The sequence below is a fragment of the Nocardia sp. NPDC057668 genome (assembly GCF_042799795.1).
Lineage (GTDB): Bacteria > Actinomycetota > Actinomycetes > Mycobacteriales > Mycobacteriaceae > Nocardia.
In genome coordinates this window covers 711,097-729,148 of sequence record NZ_JBHVIC010000003.1, presented here as the reverse complement: position 1 = coordinate 729,148, position 18,052 = coordinate 711,097, and the positions used below count along the sequence as shown (strand labels likewise).

The 18,052-nt window shown below is 67.6% G+C and carries 20 protein-coding genes; 18 read left to right on the top strand and 2 right to left on the bottom strand.

Translation table 11 applies throughout. The features are described 5' to 3' along the window. Positions 1 to 35: 35 nt before the first annotated feature. The 3 genes from ACFVBH_RS21915 to ACFVBH_RS21905 all read left to right on the top strand — a co-directional run bounded on the left by ACFVBH_RS21915 (position 36) and on the right by ACFVBH_RS21905 (position 3,584). Entirely contained in the window at positions 36 to 2,060 is a 2,025-nt protein-coding gene (locus ACFVBH_RS21915; protein ID WP_379003875.1) for a UvrD-helicase domain-containing protein, read from the top strand. 130 nt (positions 2,061 to 2,190) lie between these two features. After that, positions 2,191 to 3,414 (top strand): alkane 1-monooxygenase, encoded by a 1,224-nt coding sequence (locus ACFVBH_RS21910; protein ID WP_379003873.1) that lies wholly within the window; start codon positions 2,191 to 2,193, stop codon positions 3,412 to 3,414. Continuing rightward, on the top strand, positions 3,414 to 3,584 hold the full coding sequence (locus ACFVBH_RS21905; protein WP_354989633.1) for a rubredoxin: 171 nt from the start codon (positions 3,414 to 3,416) through the stop codon (positions 3,582 to 3,584). Before ACFVBH_RS21910 ends, ACFVBH_RS21905 begins: the two co-directional genes overlap by 1 nt. Positions 3,585 to 3,614: 30 nt before the next feature. Here the strand turns inward: ACFVBH_RS21905 and ACFVBH_RS21900 are convergent, their stop codons facing one another. Next, positions 3,615 to 4,226 (bottom strand): TetR family transcriptional regulator, encoded by a 612-nt coding sequence (locus ACFVBH_RS21900; RefSeq protein WP_379003871.1) that lies wholly within the window; start codon positions 4,224 to 4,226, stop codon positions 3,615 to 3,617. 110 nt (positions 4,227 to 4,336) lie between these two features. Here ACFVBH_RS21900 and ACFVBH_RS21895 point away from each other — a divergent pair, with 110 nt between their 5' ends. The 15 genes from ACFVBH_RS21895 to ACFVBH_RS21825 all read left to right on the top strand — a co-directional run bounded on the left by ACFVBH_RS21895 (position 4,337) and on the right by ACFVBH_RS21825 (position 17,169). Then, positions 4,337 to 5,560, top strand: a complete 1,224-nt coding sequence (locus ACFVBH_RS21895; RefSeq protein ID WP_379003869.1) for an alkane 1-monooxygenase — start codon at positions 4,337 to 4,339, stop codon at positions 5,558 to 5,560. Continuing rightward, the gene (locus ACFVBH_RS21890; RefSeq protein ID WP_354989636.1) at positions 5,560 to 5,751 is read left to right on the top strand and encodes a rubredoxin; all 192 of its coding nucleotides are present in this window, start codon (positions 5,560 to 5,562) and stop codon (positions 5,749 to 5,751) included. The genes ACFVBH_RS21895 and ACFVBH_RS21890 overlap by 1 nt, the downstream gene beginning before the upstream one ends. After that, complete coding sequence (locus tag ACFVBH_RS21885) at positions 5,741 to 5,926, top strand: rubredoxin (protein WP_354989637.1); 186 nt, start codon at positions 5,741 to 5,743, stop codon at positions 5,924 to 5,926. Before ACFVBH_RS21890 ends, ACFVBH_RS21885 begins: the two co-directional genes overlap by 11 nt. After that, positions 5,923 to 7,152: an NAD(P)/FAD-dependent oxidoreductase gene (locus tag ACFVBH_RS21880; RefSeq protein ID WP_379003866.1), complete on the top strand. Its 1,230-nt coding sequence runs from the start codon at positions 5,923 to 5,925 to the stop codon at positions 7,150 to 7,152. Before ACFVBH_RS21885 ends, ACFVBH_RS21880 begins: the two co-directional genes overlap by 4 nt. Positions 7,153 to 7,413: 261 nt before the next feature. Then, on the top strand, positions 7,414 to 8,244 hold the full coding sequence (locus tag ACFVBH_RS21875; protein WP_379003864.1) for an MlaE family ABC transporter permease: 831 nt from the start codon (positions 7,414 to 7,416) through the stop codon (positions 8,242 to 8,244). Further along, complete coding sequence (locus ACFVBH_RS21870; protein WP_354989639.1) at positions 8,244 to 9,113, top strand: ABC transporter permease; 870 nt, start codon at positions 8,244 to 8,246, stop codon at positions 9,111 to 9,113. The genes ACFVBH_RS21875 and ACFVBH_RS21870 overlap by 1 nt, the downstream gene beginning before the upstream one ends. 3 nt (positions 9,114 to 9,116) lie before the next feature. Continuing rightward, positions 9,117 to 10,145 (top strand): MlaD family protein, encoded by a 1,029-nt coding sequence (locus ACFVBH_RS21865; RefSeq protein ID WP_379003862.1) that lies wholly within the window; start codon positions 9,117 to 9,119, stop codon positions 10,143 to 10,145. Next, positions 10,142 to 11,149 carry an MCE family protein gene (locus ACFVBH_RS21860; protein WP_379003859.1) on the top strand — a complete coding sequence of 336 codons (1,008 nt, stop codon included), beginning with the start codon at positions 10,142 to 10,144 and terminating at the stop codon, positions 11,147 to 11,149. The genes ACFVBH_RS21865 and ACFVBH_RS21860 overlap by 4 nt, the downstream gene beginning before the upstream one ends. After that, positions 11,146 to 12,159, top strand: coding sequence for an MlaD family protein (locus ACFVBH_RS21855; protein ID WP_379003857.1), 1,014 nt, complete (start codon positions 11,146 to 11,148; stop codon positions 12,157 to 12,159). Before ACFVBH_RS21860 ends, ACFVBH_RS21855 begins: the two co-directional genes overlap by 4 nt. After that, positions 12,159 to 13,076, top strand: a complete 918-nt coding sequence (locus ACFVBH_RS21850) for an MCE family protein (RefSeq protein ID WP_354989643.1) — start codon at positions 12,159 to 12,161, stop codon at positions 13,074 to 13,076. The genes ACFVBH_RS21855 and ACFVBH_RS21850 overlap by 1 nt, the downstream gene beginning before the upstream one ends. After that, positions 13,073 to 14,080 (top strand): MlaD family protein, encoded by a 1,008-nt coding sequence (locus tag ACFVBH_RS21845; RefSeq protein WP_379003855.1) that lies wholly within the window; start codon positions 13,073 to 13,075, stop codon positions 14,078 to 14,080. Before ACFVBH_RS21850 ends, ACFVBH_RS21845 begins: the two co-directional genes overlap by 4 nt. After that, on the top strand, positions 14,077 to 15,027 hold the full coding sequence (locus tag ACFVBH_RS21840) for an MlaD family protein (RefSeq protein WP_379003853.1): 951 nt from the start codon (positions 14,077 to 14,079) through the stop codon (positions 15,025 to 15,027). The genes ACFVBH_RS21845 and ACFVBH_RS21840 overlap by 4 nt, the downstream gene beginning before the upstream one ends. 14 nt (positions 15,028 to 15,041) lie before the next feature. Further along, complete coding sequence (locus ACFVBH_RS21835; protein ID WP_379003851.1) at positions 15,042 to 15,896, top strand: hypothetical protein; 855 nt, start codon at positions 15,042 to 15,044, stop codon at positions 15,894 to 15,896. Between the two features lie 8 nt (positions 15,897 to 15,904). After that, positions 15,905 to 16,537, top strand: a complete 633-nt coding sequence (locus ACFVBH_RS21830) for a TetR/AcrR family transcriptional regulator (RefSeq protein ID WP_354989647.1) — start codon at positions 15,905 to 15,907, stop codon at positions 16,535 to 16,537. Further along, positions 16,534 to 17,169, top strand: a complete 636-nt coding sequence (locus ACFVBH_RS21825; RefSeq protein ID WP_379003849.1) for a TetR/AcrR family transcriptional regulator — start codon at positions 16,534 to 16,536, stop codon at positions 17,167 to 17,169. The genes ACFVBH_RS21830 and ACFVBH_RS21825 overlap by 4 nt, the downstream gene beginning before the upstream one ends. Here the strand turns inward: ACFVBH_RS21825 and ACFVBH_RS21820 are convergent. After that, the gene (locus tag ACFVBH_RS21820) at positions 17,166 to 17,945 is read right to left on the bottom strand and encodes an SDR family NAD(P)-dependent oxidoreductase (RefSeq protein ID WP_379003847.1); all 780 of its coding nucleotides are present in this window, start codon (positions 17,943 to 17,945) and stop codon (positions 17,166 to 17,168) included. The genes ACFVBH_RS21825 and ACFVBH_RS21820 overlap by 4 nt on opposite strands. Positions 17,946 to 18,052: the final 107 nt, after the last annotated feature.

Sequence of the window (18,052 nt, the reverse complement as noted above, 5' to 3'; positions counted from 1 at the left end):
GTTGCTCGAGCATGGCATCCGAGGGGGGAGTCTGTGTGGGGCAAGCGACATCGGCACCGACCATCGAGCAGCAGGCGGCCATCGATGCGTTCGCGAGTGGTGCGGACATGGCGATCCAGGCCGGGGCCGGGACGGGGAAGACGACGACCCTCCGGCTGCTGTCGAACGGCAGCTCGCGGGCAGGCCTGTACCTCGCCTACAACCGCGCGGTGGCGGCCGAGGCGCAGCAGAGATTCGTGCGTACCGTGCAATGCCGGACCGCTCATTCGATGGCCTATCGCGCCGTGGGGCACCACTATCGGGAGCGCTTGAATGCCGCTCGCGTCTCGTCGGCGAAGGTTGGTGCAGCGCTGGGGATTCGGTATCCCCTGCGAATCGGCAACCGGCCGGTGAGCGCTGCGGCTCTGTCATACACAACGGTGCGGACGGTGCAGCGGTTCTGCTATTCCGCTGATCGGGAGATCATGTCCCGGCACGTGCCCCGACTGCGTGGTCTGGACGACGTCTCGGATCATCAGCGGCTCATCGATGCGGTGCTGCCGTACGCGGTGAAGGCGTGGGGCGATCTGCAACATCGAGACCGTGGATCGGTGCGGTTCGACCACGACCACTACCTGAAGATGTGGGCTCTCGGTGAGCCGGAACTGGACTACGACTTCATTCTGCTGGATGAGGCGCAGGACACGAATCCCGTTGTGGAACAGGTATTCAACGCGCAGCGGAGTCACTCCCAGTTGGTCATGGTGGGTGATTCCGCGCAGGCCATCTACGGATGGCGAGGTGCGCAGGACGTGATGTACGACTTCGACGGTACACACCTGGGGCTGACTCGATCGTTTCGGTTCGGCGCGGCTGTTGCGGCCGAAGCAAATCGGTGGCTCGCCATCGTCGACGCGCCGATCCGGCTGACAGGAAATGACGGCTTGGCCACCGAGATCTGCGATGTCGAGCAGGCCGACGTGGTGCTCTGCCGGACCAATGTGGGCGCGATGCTCGAGGTGATGTCGCACCTGAGTCGAAAGCGCAGGGTGGCTCTGGTCGGCGGCGGCAAGTCGCTGGAGCTGCTTGCTCTGGCCGCGCGCGATCTGCAGGGCGGCCGGCGCAGTACTCACCCGGAGCTTTGCCTGTTCACCTCGTGGGGCGAGTTGCAGGACTACGCGGAGAACGACCCGGCCGGCGCGGATCTGGGGCCGTTGGTGAGCTTGATCGATGACCACGGCGTGGACGTGGTGCTCGAGGCTGTCGCGAACCTGTGCGGCGAGGCCGACGCGGAGGTGACGATATCGACCGCGCACAAGGCGAAGGGCCGCGAATGGGACACGGTGCGGATCGGAGATGATTTCGCCCATCCGGAGAACCCCGAATGTCCCGGTCCGGTCCCGATCGGGCAGACCGAGGCCAAACTCGCCTATGTTGCGGTCACACGCGCGCGGTTGCGGCTCGATCTGGGCGGCCTGAAATGGATCGAGGCCCACCCCGAGGGGCGACCGGGTTCGGTGCGCCCGAGTGTGCCGGAGGTTCTGCCCGGCGAGGACCGTACCTGCGGCAGCGGCCTATTCGTGGATCTGGTGCCCGAAACCTGCTGGTTCACCAATGTGCGCTCGTGCGTCGACGGTAAGGATTGGCTACGACTGCGGCGGATGGTGAACGCCAGGGCCGGGCATCGGTGCGAGGTGTGCGGCCGCGATCGTGACGGGGCCGCCCGGCGCTGGCTGGAAGCGCATGAGCGGTGGGTTTTCGACGATGCCACCGGCATACAGCACCTACGTCGCATCATCCTGCTCTGTACCGACTGTCATCAGACGACCCACTTCGGGTTTGCTCAGGTCAGCGGGCGAGCATCCCACGCTTTCGACCATCTCAGATCTGTGACGGGCATGTCGGAGGTGCAGGCACGGCAGCATGTAGCCGAAGCCTTTGCGCTCTGGCAGGTGCGGTCTGTCCGTGAATGGACCCTAGACCTGACGATTCTCACCGATGCCGGGATCGGGCTCGCCGAGCCTCCGTCCCCGGCCCATCGGGCTGCGATTGCCGAGCAACGACTTACCACCCGCGACTGATGTGGTCCACCCGCGACTGATGCGGTCTTGAAATGTGGGATCGGCAGCCGGTCTACTGGACGATTGTCCGGCGGAAACGGGCGTCGCTGAATACACTGCGCCAGCAGTTGTATTCGAGGAAAGATCGACAATGACGACGTCTCGTACCGAGGAGTCGCGGGAGGTCGCGCCGCCGCGGTGGCGTGATCGCAACCGCTACTTCTGGTTGTTCGGACTGGTGCCGCCGACCGCCGTGTTCGTGGCCACCGGGTTGGTGTGGGTGTTCGGGCTGCTGGGCTGGCAGGCCGTGTCCCCGGTGTGGTGGTGGCTCGGGCCGCTGCTGGTGTACACGTTGTTGCCGGCGATGGACCGGCTCTTCCTGCCCGATCTGGAGAATCCGCCCGAGGCCGCGATGGCGTGGCTCGAGCAGGACAGGTACTACCGCTACTGCGTGTACGCCTACATTCCGTGCCAGCTGCTGAGCCTGGTCTACGGCTGCTACCTGTGGACCGCGACGGAGCTGTCCTGGCTCGGGCTCGACGGCGGGCTCGACACGGTGTCGCGGGTCGGGCTGGCGCTGACCGTCGGGGTCATGGGCGGGGTCGGCATCAACACCGCGCACGAGCTCGGGCACAAGAAGACCGACCTCGAGCGCTGGCTCTCCAAGATCACGCTGGCGCAGACGTTCTACGGGCACTTCTACATCGAGCACAATCGCGGCCATCACGTGCGCGTCGCGACGCCCGAGGATCCGGCCAGCGCGCGTTTCGGCGAATCGCTGTGGATGTTCCTGCCGCGCAGCGTGTGGGGGAGTCTGCGTTCTGCCTGGGCGCTGGAGGCCGCGCGCTTCAAGCGAATGGATAAGGGCCCGTGGACGATCCGCAACGACGTCCTCAATGCCTGGCTGATGTCGGCGGTGCTGTGGGGCGCGCTGGTCGCGGTGTTCGGCCCGTGGGTGCTGCCGTTCCTGCTGATCCAGGGCGTCTACGGCTTCGCACTGCTGGAGACGGTGAACTACATCGAGCACTACGGCCTGCTGCGCCAGCGCACGGCCCGCGGGCGCTACGAGCGCTGCACGGCCGCGCACAGCTGGAACTCCAACCACATCGCCACCAATATCGTGCTCTACCACCTGCAACGGCACAGTGATCATCACGCCAACCCCACCCGCCGCTATCAGACCCTGCGCACGGTGGACGGCGCGCCCAACCTGCCCGCCGGATACCCCAGCATGATCGGGCTGGCCTACTTCCCGCCGCTGTGGCGCAGGGTCATGGACCATCGCGTGCTCACCCACTACGACGGTGACATCACCCGCGCGAACATCCAGCCCGCTAAACGCGACCGCGTCCTGGCGAAGTACGGGGTGCGGTGATGGCCGCCTATCGCTGCCCGGTCTGCGAGTACGTCTACGACGAGGCGCGCGGCGCGCCCCGCGAGGGCTTCCCGGCGGGCACGCCCTGGTCGGAGGTGCCGCCGGACTGGTGCTGTCCGGACTGCGGCGTCCGCGAGCAGATCGACTTCGAACCTGTCACGGGCACTTAGCCTTTCAAGCCCGGCGGCCCGTCGCGCCGGCTACCGCGCCGGCAGGTTCGCGAACGCGCCCGCGACCACCGTGTGAATCTGCCCGACGGCCCGGTCGATCGGGCCGGTGGGCTGGAACAGATGGCTCAGCGCAAGTCGCACAAGGGTTTCGGTGATGGCGGCCAGTTCGTCGTCACCGACCTCGGTGAGGGTGTACTGCCCGCGGATCATCAGCGTGACCGCCGTGATCGCCCGCCCGAGCACCGGTTCGGTCTCGGTCATCAGCACCGGCAGCAGTGCGGTGTCCGGCGCGGTGCGGCCCGCGAGCGCCGCCTTGAGCAGGGTGTTGTCCGCGCCCGTGCGCAGCGTGAACTCGACCGCCGCGCGAATGCCGAGCACGACGTCGCCGGGCTGCGCGGCCAGACATTCGGCGATGCCGGCCAGGAAGGTGTCGACCTCCTGGCTGATGACCACTTCGGCCAGCTCGTGCTTGTTGGCGAACTCCTTGTACAGCACCGGGCGGCTGACCCCGACCTCCTTGGCCAGCCGGGACATGTTCACCGCGCCCCAGCCTTCGGCGACCACGATGCGCCGGCCGGTGTCGATGATCCGTTCGCGCAGGAGCTTGCGCATATCGCTCTGAAAGTTCGGGGCTGCGGCCACGCGCTGATCGTACATGGGCCCTCGATCCGTCTCGTTCATTGACATTTTCAAGACGAGTGTATCTACTGGATACACTTCGAGCAGAAGTGTAAATGTCTAGGAGATCGACAATGACGACGTCTCGTACCGGGGAGGCCCGCGATGTCGTGCCGCCGCAGTGGCATGACCGCAAGCGCTACCTCTGGCTCTTCGGCCTGGTCGCACCGACCGCCGTATTCCTCACCACCGGTTTCGTGTGGGTGTTCAATCAGCTCGGCTGGCAGGCCGTTGCCCCGGTGTGGTGGTGGATCGGCCCGCTGCTGGTCTACGTGCTGCTGCCGATCCTGGACCGCTTCTTCGGTCCCGACGGGCAGAACCCGCCGGACGAGGTCATGGAGTGGCTCGAGAACGATCGGTACTACCGCTACTGCGTGTACGCCTACATCCCGTTCCAGCTGCTGAGCCTGATCTACGCCTGCTACCTGTGGACCGCGACGGACCTGTCCTGGCTGGGCGTGGACGGCGGGCTGAGCCTGATCTCCAAGTTCGGCCTGGCGCTGAGCATCGGCGTGGTCGGCGGCGTCGGCATCAACACCGCACACGAACTCGGCCACAAGAAGGAGGAGCTCGAGCGCTGGCTGTCGAAGGTCACCCTGGCGCAGACCTTCTACGGGCACTTCTACATCGAGCACAATCGCGGCCATCACGTGCGCGTCGCGACCCCTGAGGACCCGGCCAGTTCGCGCTTCGGCGAATCGTTCTGGACCTTCCTGCCGCGCAGCGTCTGGGGCAGCCTGCGCTCGTCCTGGGAACTCGAGGCCACCCGGTTGCAGCGTCTGGGCAAGCGCCCGTGGACGATTCACAACGACGTGCTCAACGCCTGGCTGATGTCGGTCGTGCTGTGGGGCGCGCTCGCGGTGGCCTTCGGCCCGATGGTGCTGCCGTTCCTGGTGATTCAGGGCGTCTACGGCTTCGCGTTGCTCGAGACGGTCAACTACCTCGAGCACTACGGCCTGCTGCGCCAGCGCACCGCGAGCGGGCGTTACGAGCGCTGCACCCCCGCGCACAGCTGGAACTCCGATCACATCGTGACCAACATCTTCCTGTACCACCTGCAGCGGCACAGCGATCATCACGCCAATCCCACCCGGCGCTACCAGATCCTGCGCAGCATGGACGGCGCTCCCAATCTGCCCAGCGGTTACGCCAGCATGATCGGCCTGGCCTACTTCCCGCCGCTGTGGCGCAAGGTGATGGACCACCGGGTGCTGAACCACTACGCCGGTGACATCTCCCGGGTGAACATCCAGCCCGCCAAGCGCGAGCGCGTCCTGGCCAAGTACGGGGTGCGCTGATGGCCGCCTATGCCTGCCCGGTCTGCGATTACGTGTACGACGAGACCGCCGGAGCGCCCCGCGAGGGCTTCCCGGCGGGCACCCCGTGGTCGGCGGTACCGGACGACTGGTGCTGCCCCGACTGCGGCGTCCGCGAGAAGTTCGACTTCGAATCCACCTCCGCGAGTACAGGACCCGATCATGAGCACTGACTACAAACTCTTCCGCTGCCTGGTGTGCGGCTTCGAGTACGACGAGACCCTGGGCTGGCCGGAGGACGGTATCGAGCCCGGCACCCGCTGGGCCGACATCCCCGAGGACTGGTCCTGCCCGGATTGCGGTGCGGCCAAGGCCGATTTCGAGATGGTGGAGGTCAGCCGCTCGTGACGAACGGCCGCATTGTCATCGTGGGCGCCGGGATCGCGGGCGCCACCGCGGCACGGACCCTGCGCACCGCCGGGTACACCGGTGCGATCGTGCTGATCGGCGCGGAGGACGAGCTGCCCTACCGGCGGCCCATGGTGTCCAAGGAGATGCTCGCCGGCACCGCGGTGGAGCGGCGAACCCTGCTGGAGCCCGCCGAGTTCTGGCAGTCGCGCGGCATCGAGGTGCGCACCGGGGTCACCGTCGCGAGCATCGAGCCCGATCGCGCGCGGGTGCTGCTGACCGATGGGGAGGAGCTCGGCTACGACAGTCTGCTGCTGGCCACCGGTGCGCGCCCGCGCGGGCTGCCCGGCGCGGGGGCGGGGGTGCACACCCTGCGCGGGCGCTCCGATGTCGCGGCCGTACGCTCGGCCATCGACGCGGGCTCGCTGCTGATCGTGGGCGCGGGCCTGATCGGCTGCGAGGTCGCGTCGACCGCGACGAAACTCGGTGCGCGGGTGACGATGCTCGACGCCGGAGCCGCTCCGCTGGACCGGATCGCGCCGCCGGTGATCGGTGAGTTCATTCGAAAACTGCACGCCGACAATGGCGTCGATGTGGTCGGCGGGGTGTTGCTGACCGATATCGAGCAGACCGCCCCCGGGACGGTGACCGCCACCGCCGAGGACGGCCGGGCCTGGAACGCGCACGCGGCCCTGGTTGCTATCGGTGCGATACCGAACATCTCGCTCGCCTCGGCGGCCGGTATCGCCGTCGCGGACGGCATCCTGGTCGACGAGCGCTATCGCACCAGCGCGCCCGGGGTCTACGCGGCGGGCGACGTCGCGGCCCGGCTCGATCTCGACACCGGCGTGCACCGTCGCGACGAGCACTGGAACAGCGCGCAGGCCCAGGGCGCCGCGGCCGCCGCGGCCATGCTCGGCACCGCGCCCGAGACGGCCGAGGTCTGCTGGGGCTGGTCGACCCAGTACGGCTTGAACATCCAGTTCGCGGGCCGGATCGAGCCGACGGACGAACTGGTCGTCCGCGGGGCGCCGGGCACCCCCGACTTCACCGTGCTCGGGTTGCGCGAAGGCAGGCTCGCCGGTGCGGTCGGCATCGGCCGTCCCGCCGACATTCGCGCCGCCCGCGAGCTCATCGCCCGGCGCGCGGTGCTGGATCCCGCGGTGTGCGCCGACGAAACGGTGCTCTTGGCGGCTCTCGTCGACCTCGCCCGAGCCATTAATTGAATCGCAAGCGAGCTAATAACTCGCAATAAGTGAAATACCGCCGAATCAATTTTTTGATCGGCGGTATTTTCGATTGCCGATCCATTGCTGAAAATCTCCGGCAGCCACCGGCATTGAAAATAGGTTGGGCATTTTTCCCCCGAACCAGCCGGTCAGTCAAGCATTCTCACGAACCCCGTGAAGACTGACACGTCAGTCCGAAATCTGTATTACTGTTCGGCCGGTCGGCAACGACCAACAGGGGCAGTGGGGTGGTAAGCATTGGTCGACAAGGTCATTCGGGGGTCTGATCCGCTGGCGCGGCAGGCGATCGAGTTCGTACTCTCCGGGCTGCGCACATTCGGGCGCACCCTGCAATTGGCCGTAGCGGCGTTCCGCTACCTGATCACCGACACCGTCGCTCTCAAACACCCGTGGCGCGACACCCTGCAGCAGGGCTGGTTCATCGTCAGCGTGACCGCCATTCCCGCTGTGCTGGTCGCCATTCCGTTCGGCGTCATCGTCGCGGTGCAGGTCGGCAGCCTGACCCAGCAGGTCGGCGCGAGCTCGGTCTCGGGCGCGGCGGGCGGACTCGGGGTGATCCGCCAGGGCGCGCCCATGGTGACCGCGCTGCTGCTCGGCGGCGCGGCCGGTTCGGCCATCGCCGCCGACCTCGGCGCGCGCACCATTCGCGACGAGGTGGACGCGCTGCGCACCATGGGCATCGACCCGGTGCGGCGGCTGGTGGCCCCGCGCCTGGCGGCCATGCTCGCACTCACGCCGCTGCTGTGCATGCTGATCATCTTCATGGGCGTGTTCACCGGCTACGTGATCGCGGTCGGCTTCCAGGGCGTCACCCCCGGCAGCTACCTCTCGGCCTTCTCCGCTTTCGCCAAGATGAGCGATCTGGCCGTGGCGATCGTGAAATCGATGCTCTTCGGGGTCATCGTGCTCATCGTGTCCTGTCAGCGGGGGCTCGAGGCCACGCACGGACCCAAGGGCGTCGCCAACGCCGTGAACGCGGCGGTGGTGATCGGCGTCATCGCCGCGTTCGGGGTGAATCTCGTTATCACCCAGCTGGTTTCGATGTTCCTACCGCAGCAGGTGGGCTGATGACGCAGGTTCCCGCCCGCTATCACGCCCTCGGTACGGCGGGCCGGGTAGCCGAGCGCGGCGCCCGCGCCCCGTTGAACGTCTTCGAATCCCTCGGGCACCAGGCGACTTTCGTCTACGAGGTGCTGGCCGCGATTCCGCACACGCTGCGGGTGTACCGCCGCCAGACCATGCTGATCCTGTCCGACATCACCTGGGGTTCCGGAGCGATCATCGTGGGCGGCGGCACCGTGGCGGTGCTGGCCTTCCTGGGCATCGCGGTCGGCGGCTCCATCGGCGTGGAGGGTTTCACCGCACTGAACATGGTCGGCATGGGCCCGCTGACCGGATTCGTCTCGGCCTACGCCAACACCCGGGAGATGGCGCCCATGGTGGCCGCCATCGGCTTCGCCGCCCAGGCCGGGTGCCGCATGACGGCGGAGATCGGCGCCATGCGCATCTCCGAGGAGATCGACGCGCTCGAGGCCATCGGCATCCGGCCGATGCCCTTCGTGGTGACCACCCGCGTCATCGCCGGGGTCGTCACCATCGTGCCGCTGCACCTGCTCACCCTCATCCTGTCGTACCTGTCCTGCGCGACGGTCGTGAACGTGCTGCACGGGCAGTCCTCGGGCACCTACTACCACTACTTCAATGCCTTCCTGCAACCCGGAGACGTCGTAGCGTCGCTGGTCAAGGCGACAATTTTCGTCATCGCCATCATTCTCATCCACGGCTACCAGGGCTTCTACGCCACCGGCGGACCCGAGGGCGTGGGCCGGGCCTCGGGCCGGGCCATCCGCGCCAGTCTGGTGCTGGTGGTCATCCTGGACATGATCCTCACCATTGTGATCTGGGGCCTGGATGTCGGCATTCGGATCTCGGGGTGAGTCATGGGTGTGTTTCAGGATCATTCCGGCCGGGCCGCGGGCCCGTGGCTGCTGCGTCTGCGCGGAGTGGTGTTCGCGATCGTCATCGTCGTCGTGGCGATTGTCGTGAGTTCTTATGCGCGTGGATCTTTCGCCGATAGGTTCGCCCTCACCATCGACGCCGCGACCCTCGGCGAGGGCTTGGCGCCCGGCGCGGAGGTGAAGTTCCGCGGCTACGCCATCGGCACCGTGCGCGAGGTGACCACGGTCGGCTACGGGCAGCAGCGCATCGAGATCGAGATCGAACGGGATCAGGCCGGCGCGCTGACCGACGACGTGACCGCGCGGTTCACCTCCTCGAATGTCTTCGGCTCCAGCGCGATCGAACTCGTCGCCGGCGCCGGCGGCGGACCGCTGGCGGAGAACTCGGTGCTGAGCATCGGGGAGAACGCCACCAACGCGACGGTGTCCGGGGTCTTCCGGCGCGCGGCCCGGCTCACCACGGTGCTCGACTCCGACACGGTCCGAAGGCTTTTCGATCTGCTGCTGGACAACGCCGACAGCCTGGGACCGGCGCTGAAGTCCTTCTTCGAGACCGCCCGCATGCTCGCGGACGGCCAGCGCGCACCCCTGGGTCACTACCTGGCGATCGGCGGCGACATGACCGGCGCCTTCGCCGACCTGACCCCGTCGGTGGGGCACGCCATCCTGGCGGTGCTCGAACAGAGCGCCTACTTCGGCGACCCGGGCAACCGGGCGCGCACCAACACCGCCACCGACGGCATCGATCAGGCCGTGCTGATCGGCATCTCGGATCTGCTGGCGCGCAACAATCCCGAACTGGCGAAGGTGCTGGGCGGCGTCCTGGATCTGGCGGTGCCGATCGCGGCGTCGGTGGGTTCGGCCGTCCCCGCCTACCACCGCGTCCCGGCGCTGCTGAACGCCATGGACGGCGCTTTCTCCGCGCAGGACGGCCGTATTCGATTGCAGGTCGAGCTGATCGCGAAAACCATGCCCTACCTCGCCGATTCACTTCCGGAGGGCGCTCGATGAACGAGATCGCCAAATCCTCGCTCAAACTCGTGGTCTTCCTGCTCGTCGTGGCGGGCTGCTCGGTGTTCGTGGTCACCGCGCTGCGCACGCCCATCCCGGGCCAGAAGGTCACCTACGACGCGATTTTCACCGATGTCTCGGGTCTGTTCGCCGGTGATTCGGTGCGCATGTCCGGGGTCGCGGTGGGCAAGGTCGAAACGGTCGAGCTCGACGGCCCGCGCGCCCGGGTGCGCTTCACCGTCGATCGGCAGCGCGCGGTACACGACAACACCGACGCCGCCGTGCGCTATCAGAACCTCATCGGCCAGCGCTACGTCGAACTGCTGACCGAGGGCCCGCCCGGGGCGGAACTCGCCGCGGGCGCGACGATCCCGGTGCAGCGCACCATTCCCAGCTTCGATGTGTCCAAGCTGTTCAACGGCTTCAAGCCGATGTTCGAGACCCTGGATCCCGCGCAGCTCAACCAATTCGGCGACAACCTGCTGCGGGTCATCCAGGGCGACGGATCCGGCATCGGACCGGTGCTGGCCGATGTGGACAAGCTGACAGCGCACGCCCGCAACAGCGAACAGGTCATCGTGCTGCTGATCCGCAACCTGGGCCTGGTGTCGCGGGAACTCGGCGGCAAATCGCAGGCGGTCGGTGATCTGGTGGATCAGCTGAGCGGGATCCTGCGGCAGTTCACCGATCGGACGCAGGCCGTGCTCAGCGCCATCGACTCCGCGAAAGCCACTCTCACCCCGTTGATTCCGCTGCTGGAAGGCACGCGGGACGCCTACGACGTGGCCTACGGGCCGATCGACGGGCTGTTGCGCCGGCTGGTCCCGCAGACCGAGCAACTCACCCAGCTGCTGGCGCTGACCCCGGCCCTGGTCACCGGTTTGAACGCCGCCGTGCCCGGGACGGGATATCAGCCGCGCATCACCTGCTCCAACGGCGCGGCCGCGTTACCCGCGACCGCGGACATCATCCTCTCGACGCAGAACCTGGTGGTGTGCAAATGACGGGCCCGGTGCGGTACATAGGTGCGCTCGTTCGCGAGGTCCTGGCCGGGCGCGGCGATCAGCCGACCCAATTGCGCTGGGGCATAGCCGGTGTGGCGGTGTGCTCGGTGCTGCTGCTGGCCGCGGCCGCGCTCTACGTGGTGCCGATCGGGCAGCGCACCTACGTCGCGGACTTCGCGATCTCCGGCGGCGCGCGGGCCGGGGACGAGGTGCGCGTGGCGGGCATCAACGTCGGCAAGATCCGGGAGGTCGAACTGGCCGGCGATCACGTCGAGATCAGCTTCACGGTGAAATCCGATGTGCGCGTGGGTCACGAGTCCACCGCGGAGGTCAAGATGCTGACCCCGATCGGCGGGCACTACCTCGCCGTCGGCCTCGCGGGCGACAAAGAGCTGGGGGACCGGCACATTCCCCGCGAGCGCACCGCCACCCCGTTCGAACTCAGCGACATCCTCGACAAGGGCACGCCGCTGTTCGGCAAGGTGGACGCCACGACCACCCGCGGGACCGTCGAGGAACTCGAGAGGGCGCTGAACGACCAGCCCGACGCGCTGCGCGGGGTGATCACCAACGCCAACGAGCTGACCGGGCTGCTCGCCGAGCGTACCGGGCAGCTCGACACCGCCCTGGAGGTCTCGGACGAATACGTCGCCGCGATAGCGGACGACCGGGCGATCCTGGCCGACTTCGTCCGTCAGCTCGGCACGGTCGCCGATTCGCTCGGCAATCGCAAGGCCGACATCGTCGGGGTGTTCAACCTGGTCAAGCGGCTGCTGTTGATCATCAACCGGCCGGTCATGGCGTACGGGGACACCCTCGAGCCGCCCATCACCGAGATCGAGCAGCTCTTCTCCAAGGTCTTCGACGACCCGAACCGGATCGACGTCGTCATCGCTTCCCTGCGCGACGTGATCGGCAGACTGAACGGCCTGCTCGGGACCCGGGTGCGGGTGGACACACCCGGCGCGGGCGTACAGATCTGCATTCCCTACGAAGGCAAGGCGTGCTGATGAGATGGGGCAGAACAGCACTCGCCGCCGGAGTCGCCGCGGTGGTGGTGGCGACCGGCGTGGTCGCGGTGACGTGGGCCGGGACCGTGCGGGAGACCTCGCACAGCGTCTGCGCCGAATTCGCGGACACCGTGGGCCTGTACGAGGGCAACAGCGTGACCATGCTCGGCGTGGAGATCGGCACGGTGTCCGGGATCGAATCCCTGGGCAACCGCATGCGGGTCACCATGGACGTGCGGGAGGGCGTGCGGTTGCCCGCCGACATCGAGGCCGTCACGATGTCCAGCTCCATCGTGACCGACCGGCACGTGGAGCTGACCAAACCCTTCACCGGCGGTGCGCGTTTCGACACCGCGCAGTGCATTCCGCTGGCCCGGACCAAGACCCCCATCGGCATCAGCGAGGCCCTGGACGCCATGGGCAGGCTGTCGGAGGATCTGACCGGCGGCACGGCGACCGACACCCTGCTCGACGACACCCTCGTCGCCGCCGATCGCGCCATCGACGGCACCGGGCAGCAGTGGAATCAACTGCTGCAGCGGCTGTCCGCGGTGGTCGGCGACCCGAACTCGCGCGACGTGGTGTTCCGGCGGCTCATCGACAATCTGGACCAGCTGACCGCCATGTTCGTCACCAACTGGCCGGACATGGTCGCGGTGCTGGACAACCTGCGGGCCGGGCTGCAACTGATCGGCGAGTTCTCCCAGGAATTCGCCGGGGCGGTGGACATCGCGGTGCAGTTCCTGCCGGTGCTCGCCCGCAATATCGGCAAGTACGACAAACAGGTCTTCGATCTGCTCGACCAGGTGGTGCCGCAGCTGCACGACCTGATCGAGCAGCGCCGCGGCGATATCACCGACCTGCTGTCCCAGCTGCCGCCGCTGGCCGCTCGCCTGCCGCAGGCGGGTGTGCGATGAGGCGCGCGGCGGCCCGGCTGGTCCCGGCGCTCACGGTCGCGGCCCTGGTGCTCACCGGCTGCGGGGTCAAGGCCACCGACATTCCCATCCCCGGCACCTACATCAGCGGTGAAACCTATTCGGTGCGCATCGAATTCGGTTCGGTGCTGAATCTGCCCGATCGCGCCAAGGTGATCAACGAGGGCGTGGAGATCGGCATGCTCGATCACATCGACCTCGTCGGCACCACCGCCGTCGCCACGGTCGACATCGAAGCCGGCGCCAAGCTGCCCCGGTCCACCACGGCCGAACTGCGGCAGAGCACGATCCTGGGCGATATCCACATCGCCCTGGAGGCGCCGAAGAACGCCCCGGCCACCTTCCTGTCCGACGGTGACCTGATCCCGGTATCGCAGACCGTGCCGGCCACGAACGTGGAGGACATCCTGCGGGCGCTGTCCAATATCGTGACCGGCGGCCGCTGGTCCGACATCCAGCAACTGGTGACCGACGTGAACGCCGCCTTCCCCGCCGATCCCGCGGAACTGGATCGCATCAACCGGGCCGGGCGCGCGGCGCTGAGCGACATGGCCGCGCACACGGCCGAACTGGATCGCATTCTCGTTTCGGCACAACAGATCACGGGCAAGCTGGAGTCCGGTCGCGGGTCGATCGACAACATCCTCACCAACGGTCCCGCCCGGGCCGCCGGGTTGTCCGACGTGCTGTTCAACGTGGTCAAACTGATCATCAGCGGCGGCGCGCTCGCGGGCAACCTCGGCACGCTGATCAACCCCTACCTCGGTGATTTCCGCTCGATCGTGTCGGTCCTCGCGCCCACGGCGGTCACCATCGGCTACTCCGACATCACCCTGTCGGAGAATCTGGAGACGTTCCGGATACTGCTGCGGGACAAGCTGATTCCTTTCCTCAATGCCCCCGATGTGCAGATCCGCCGGGTCGACACCCGGGTGCGTGCCGACGAACTCGTGACAACCCTGCGCGCGCTCGGGATGGTGCCATGAAACTCTCGTTCTCGGGTCCGGTCTCGCTCGTCCTGCTGGCGGTGCTGACCCTGGTCTGCGGCAGCTACATGGCCGTGGGCGTGCTGGACATGGACCCGCGCCGGAACACCACCACCGTGACGGTGCTGCTGGACAGCTCGGGTGGCCTGATGCGGACCTCGGAGGTCACCCTTCGCGGCCTGCCCATCGGCCGGGTGCGCGACATCGACGCGACCACACAGGGTTTGGCGGTCGAGGTCGAGTACGACGCCGACTACCGGATCCCGGCGGGCAGCCCCGTCCGCATCGCCAACCTGTCCGCGGCGGGCGAGCAGTTCCTGGACTTCCGCCCCGAGGGGACGGCGGGCCCGTTCCTGCGCGACGGTGACACCGTGCCCCGGAGCCAGGTGCGCGCGGCCAGTACCGTCGGTGAGGCGCTGGCCAAGATGGACGCGCTCACCGCGCAGTTGGATCCGGCCCGGCTCGAGCACCTGGCCACCACCGTCGCCGAGGGCTTCGAGGGCCGCGACGCCGACGTCGCCAACCTCACCCGGGCGCTGGTGAGCACCGCGAATCTGCTGCGGGACAAGCGCGATGCCATCGCGCGCCTGTACGGCAACGTCCAGACCCTGGGCGATCGATTCGACGGCCGCGCACCCGGTCTGAGCGCCGCGGCCGGGGACGTCGACCGTGCGCTGCCCGAGCTCCTGCACATCATCGCCGCGTTCGAGAACTACTCCCACGTCGGCGAACACATCTTCGCCGATCCGATCGGCCCGCTGGTCACCCGGATCGACGAATACCTGCAAGTGATCGGCCCCGACCTCGGGTTCATCGCTACCGCCCTGAAACCGTCCACCAGCGCGCTGAAGCCGCTGCGGGTGGATGCCGGATCGATCGTGGATCTACTGGCCACGGTGTTCCCGGGCGATGGCGCGGCCCACGTCGGCGTCGAGTTTCCGCGATAGGGAGGAACCGATCCATGAGTGAGAACGAGCAGCCGGGCAGGACCGAGGCGGTCGCCGAAAGCGTTGCGGCGGTAGATGGCACGGTCACCGAGGCGGCGGCTGCGGCCGGGACCGCCGGGGCCGCGGAACCGATGCCGGCCGGTGCGGTCCCGGGGACCGCGACCGCCGAACCCGCGCTGGAATCCGAAAGTGCTGTACCACCGGAGAATCCGTCGGACTCCCCGGCGGCCGTCCCGGCGCCGTCCGTGCCCGCCCGCCCGGTCCTGACGAAGGAGCCCGCCGATCCGGTCACGCCCGCCGAGCCGGCGGCACCCGCGTCGTCCGAAGGCGTTGCCAAACTGGCGTTCTCGATCATGACCGCGGCCGCCGTGCTGCTGGCGGTCGGTGCGGTGGTGCTCGGGGTGCTGTGGCGCAACAGTGCCACGGACCTGGATGCGCTGCGCACCAATCAGTCCGATCGTGAGATGGCCGCCCAGGTGGCCCAGGACTACACCCTCCGGTCGCTGACCTACGACTACAAGAACCTGCCCGCGTTCTTCTCCGGCGTGCAAACGGGCACCTCCGACGCCCTGCGGGCACGCTACGACGAGGTGCACGACACCCTCGCCAAGATCATGACCGACGCCCAGGTCGTGGCCACGGGTCAGGTCGCGGGAACGTCGGTGCGGGCCAAGGACAATGACCAATACGAGGTACTGGTCTACGCTACCCAGCGCACCAGCAATATTCAGCAGGCGGAACCGGTGACGAAGCCGAATCTGCTCGTGGTGACCGTCGCCCGCAGCGGCGGCGAATGGCTGGTCGTGGATTACGGGCCGAAGGACGCGGGGGACAAGGCCGGAGCAGGCAAGGAAGGAGCCGCGAAATAGCTTCCCGAATGGGCAGGCCGCCACAGCGGGAGTTACCGCTGCGGCGGCGCCGCGAGATCGTCGAAGCCGCCTACGAGGTGTTCACGGCGCAGGGCTACGAGGCCACCGCCATCTCCGAGGTGGCCGCCCGCGCCGGCATCGGCCAGGGCACGGTGTACCGCTACTTCGGCAGCAAACGCGAGATCCTGGACCACGTCATCGATTTCGGCGTCGAGAAGGTGATGCAATCGGTGCGTCCGGAGACGCTGTTCGGCGTGGCCGAGAGCGTCGGTGAGTTGGTGACCGTGGTGCGTGGCGCGGTGGAGCGGGTGTACGAGCTCTACGAGCTCGAGCCGCAGCTGGTGCGCCTGCTGCTGGTGGAGGCCGGAGCCATCGACGAGGAACTGGCCCAGCGCATCTACGGCTTCGAGGGTTTCGTGGCCGCCCTGGTCACCGGCGAGCTGCAGCGCGGCATGAGCGCGGGCTGGATCCGCGCCGACATCGACGCCGAGGTCCTCTCGCACACCATCCTGACCCTGGTCGGCCCCGGCCTGATTCGCGAATTGCACGGCAGCAGTACCCCGTTCACCCGCGAACGCAGCACCGCCGGTCTGCTGTACATGCTGGAGAAGGTGCTCCGGGTCCGCAAGGCGGCCTCGTGAGGGAGGACCCGCGCACGACCCGCCGCGCAGCCCGTCTGGAACAGCGCCGCACCGACCTGGTCACCGCCGCCTACGGCCTGGTCCTGGCCCGCGGCTTCCGCACCATCAGCGTCGACGACATCGCCGTGGCGGCCGGGGTCAGCCACGGCACGTTCTACAACTATTTCGACAACAAGCGCGAGATCCTGGATGCGGTGATCGATCACTGTTTCCGGCACATCCGCACCCTGCTGCTCGGCCCCGAGGGCGACGACTTCCCCGACACGATGGCGGATTTCCGCACGCGCTACGAGCGCGTCATAGATCGCTGCTACGACCTGGTGGCCACCGAGCCCGGCCTGGTGAACTTCCTGCTCCTGGAGGCGTCGTCGATCGACGACCGCGTGATCGAGCGCTGCATCCACAATGCCGGGCGGTACGGCGAACAGGCGATTCAACTGGTGAGCCACGGTATGAAACTGGGCTACCTGGATGCGCGAGTGGACGTGGAGGTGGCCGGTGAGGTGCTGCTCTCGGTCCTGGTGTCGGCGCTGCTGTCCGCGCTGCGCGCCGGCGCGGACGGCCTGACCCAGGAACGAGTTCGCCTGGAACTCACCGACTTCCTGTCTCTCGCGCTCGGCGTCGAGCCCTAGTGCACGGAGAACCCGCCGTCCACGCAAATGGATTGCCCCGTCACGTATCCCGACCCGTTGCCCGCGAGAAAGACGACCGCGCCCGCGAAATCCGCCGCCACCCCGTTGCGCCCCACGAACGTGCGCGCGGCCAGCGCGGCCACCCGCTCCGGATCGGCGGACAGGTGTGCGTTCATAGCCGTCTCGACGAATCCCGGCACCAAGGTGTTGCAGGTGACCCCGAACGGCGACCACGCTTCGGCCTGTGACCGGGTGAGCGACTCGAGCCCCCCTTTGGATACCCCGTACGCGCCGCTGTTCACGAACGCCCGCTGCGCCTGCTGGGAAGAGATATGAATGATGCGCCCGAACCCACGTTCCGCCATCCCCGGCCCGAAGCGCTGACCGAGTAGGAACGGCGCTTCCAGGTTCACCGCCATGGTCCGGTCCCAGACCTCGGGCCCCAATTCCCCGAGCGGCGGCCGTAAATTCACCCCCGCGCAGTTCACCAGGATGTCGGGTTCGCCGAATGTCGCCGCGATCTCTTCGGCCGCCTGCGCGACGCCCTCCCGCGTCCCCAGGTCCGCACTCACCCAGCCGCTCTCCGCGCCTGCGGCCGCGAGCTCTTGCGCCGTCGCTGCAAGCCGCTCGGGATCCCGGGCCACGATCACGATCTCGGCTCCGGCGCGGGCCAGGGCCTCGGTGATTCCGCGGCCGATTCCGGAACTGCCGCCGGTTACCACGGCGACTCGGCCTTCGAGTGAGAAGAGCCCGGCAAGATACTCGGATGTGGTCACGGGGTAACTCTAGTTTCGGACTTCGCACTGACCAATTCCGAAAGGGTGGAGGGTCTGAATATTGTTGTATCACAATGGGATTGGGCTATTGCGGGGTGCTATCGAGG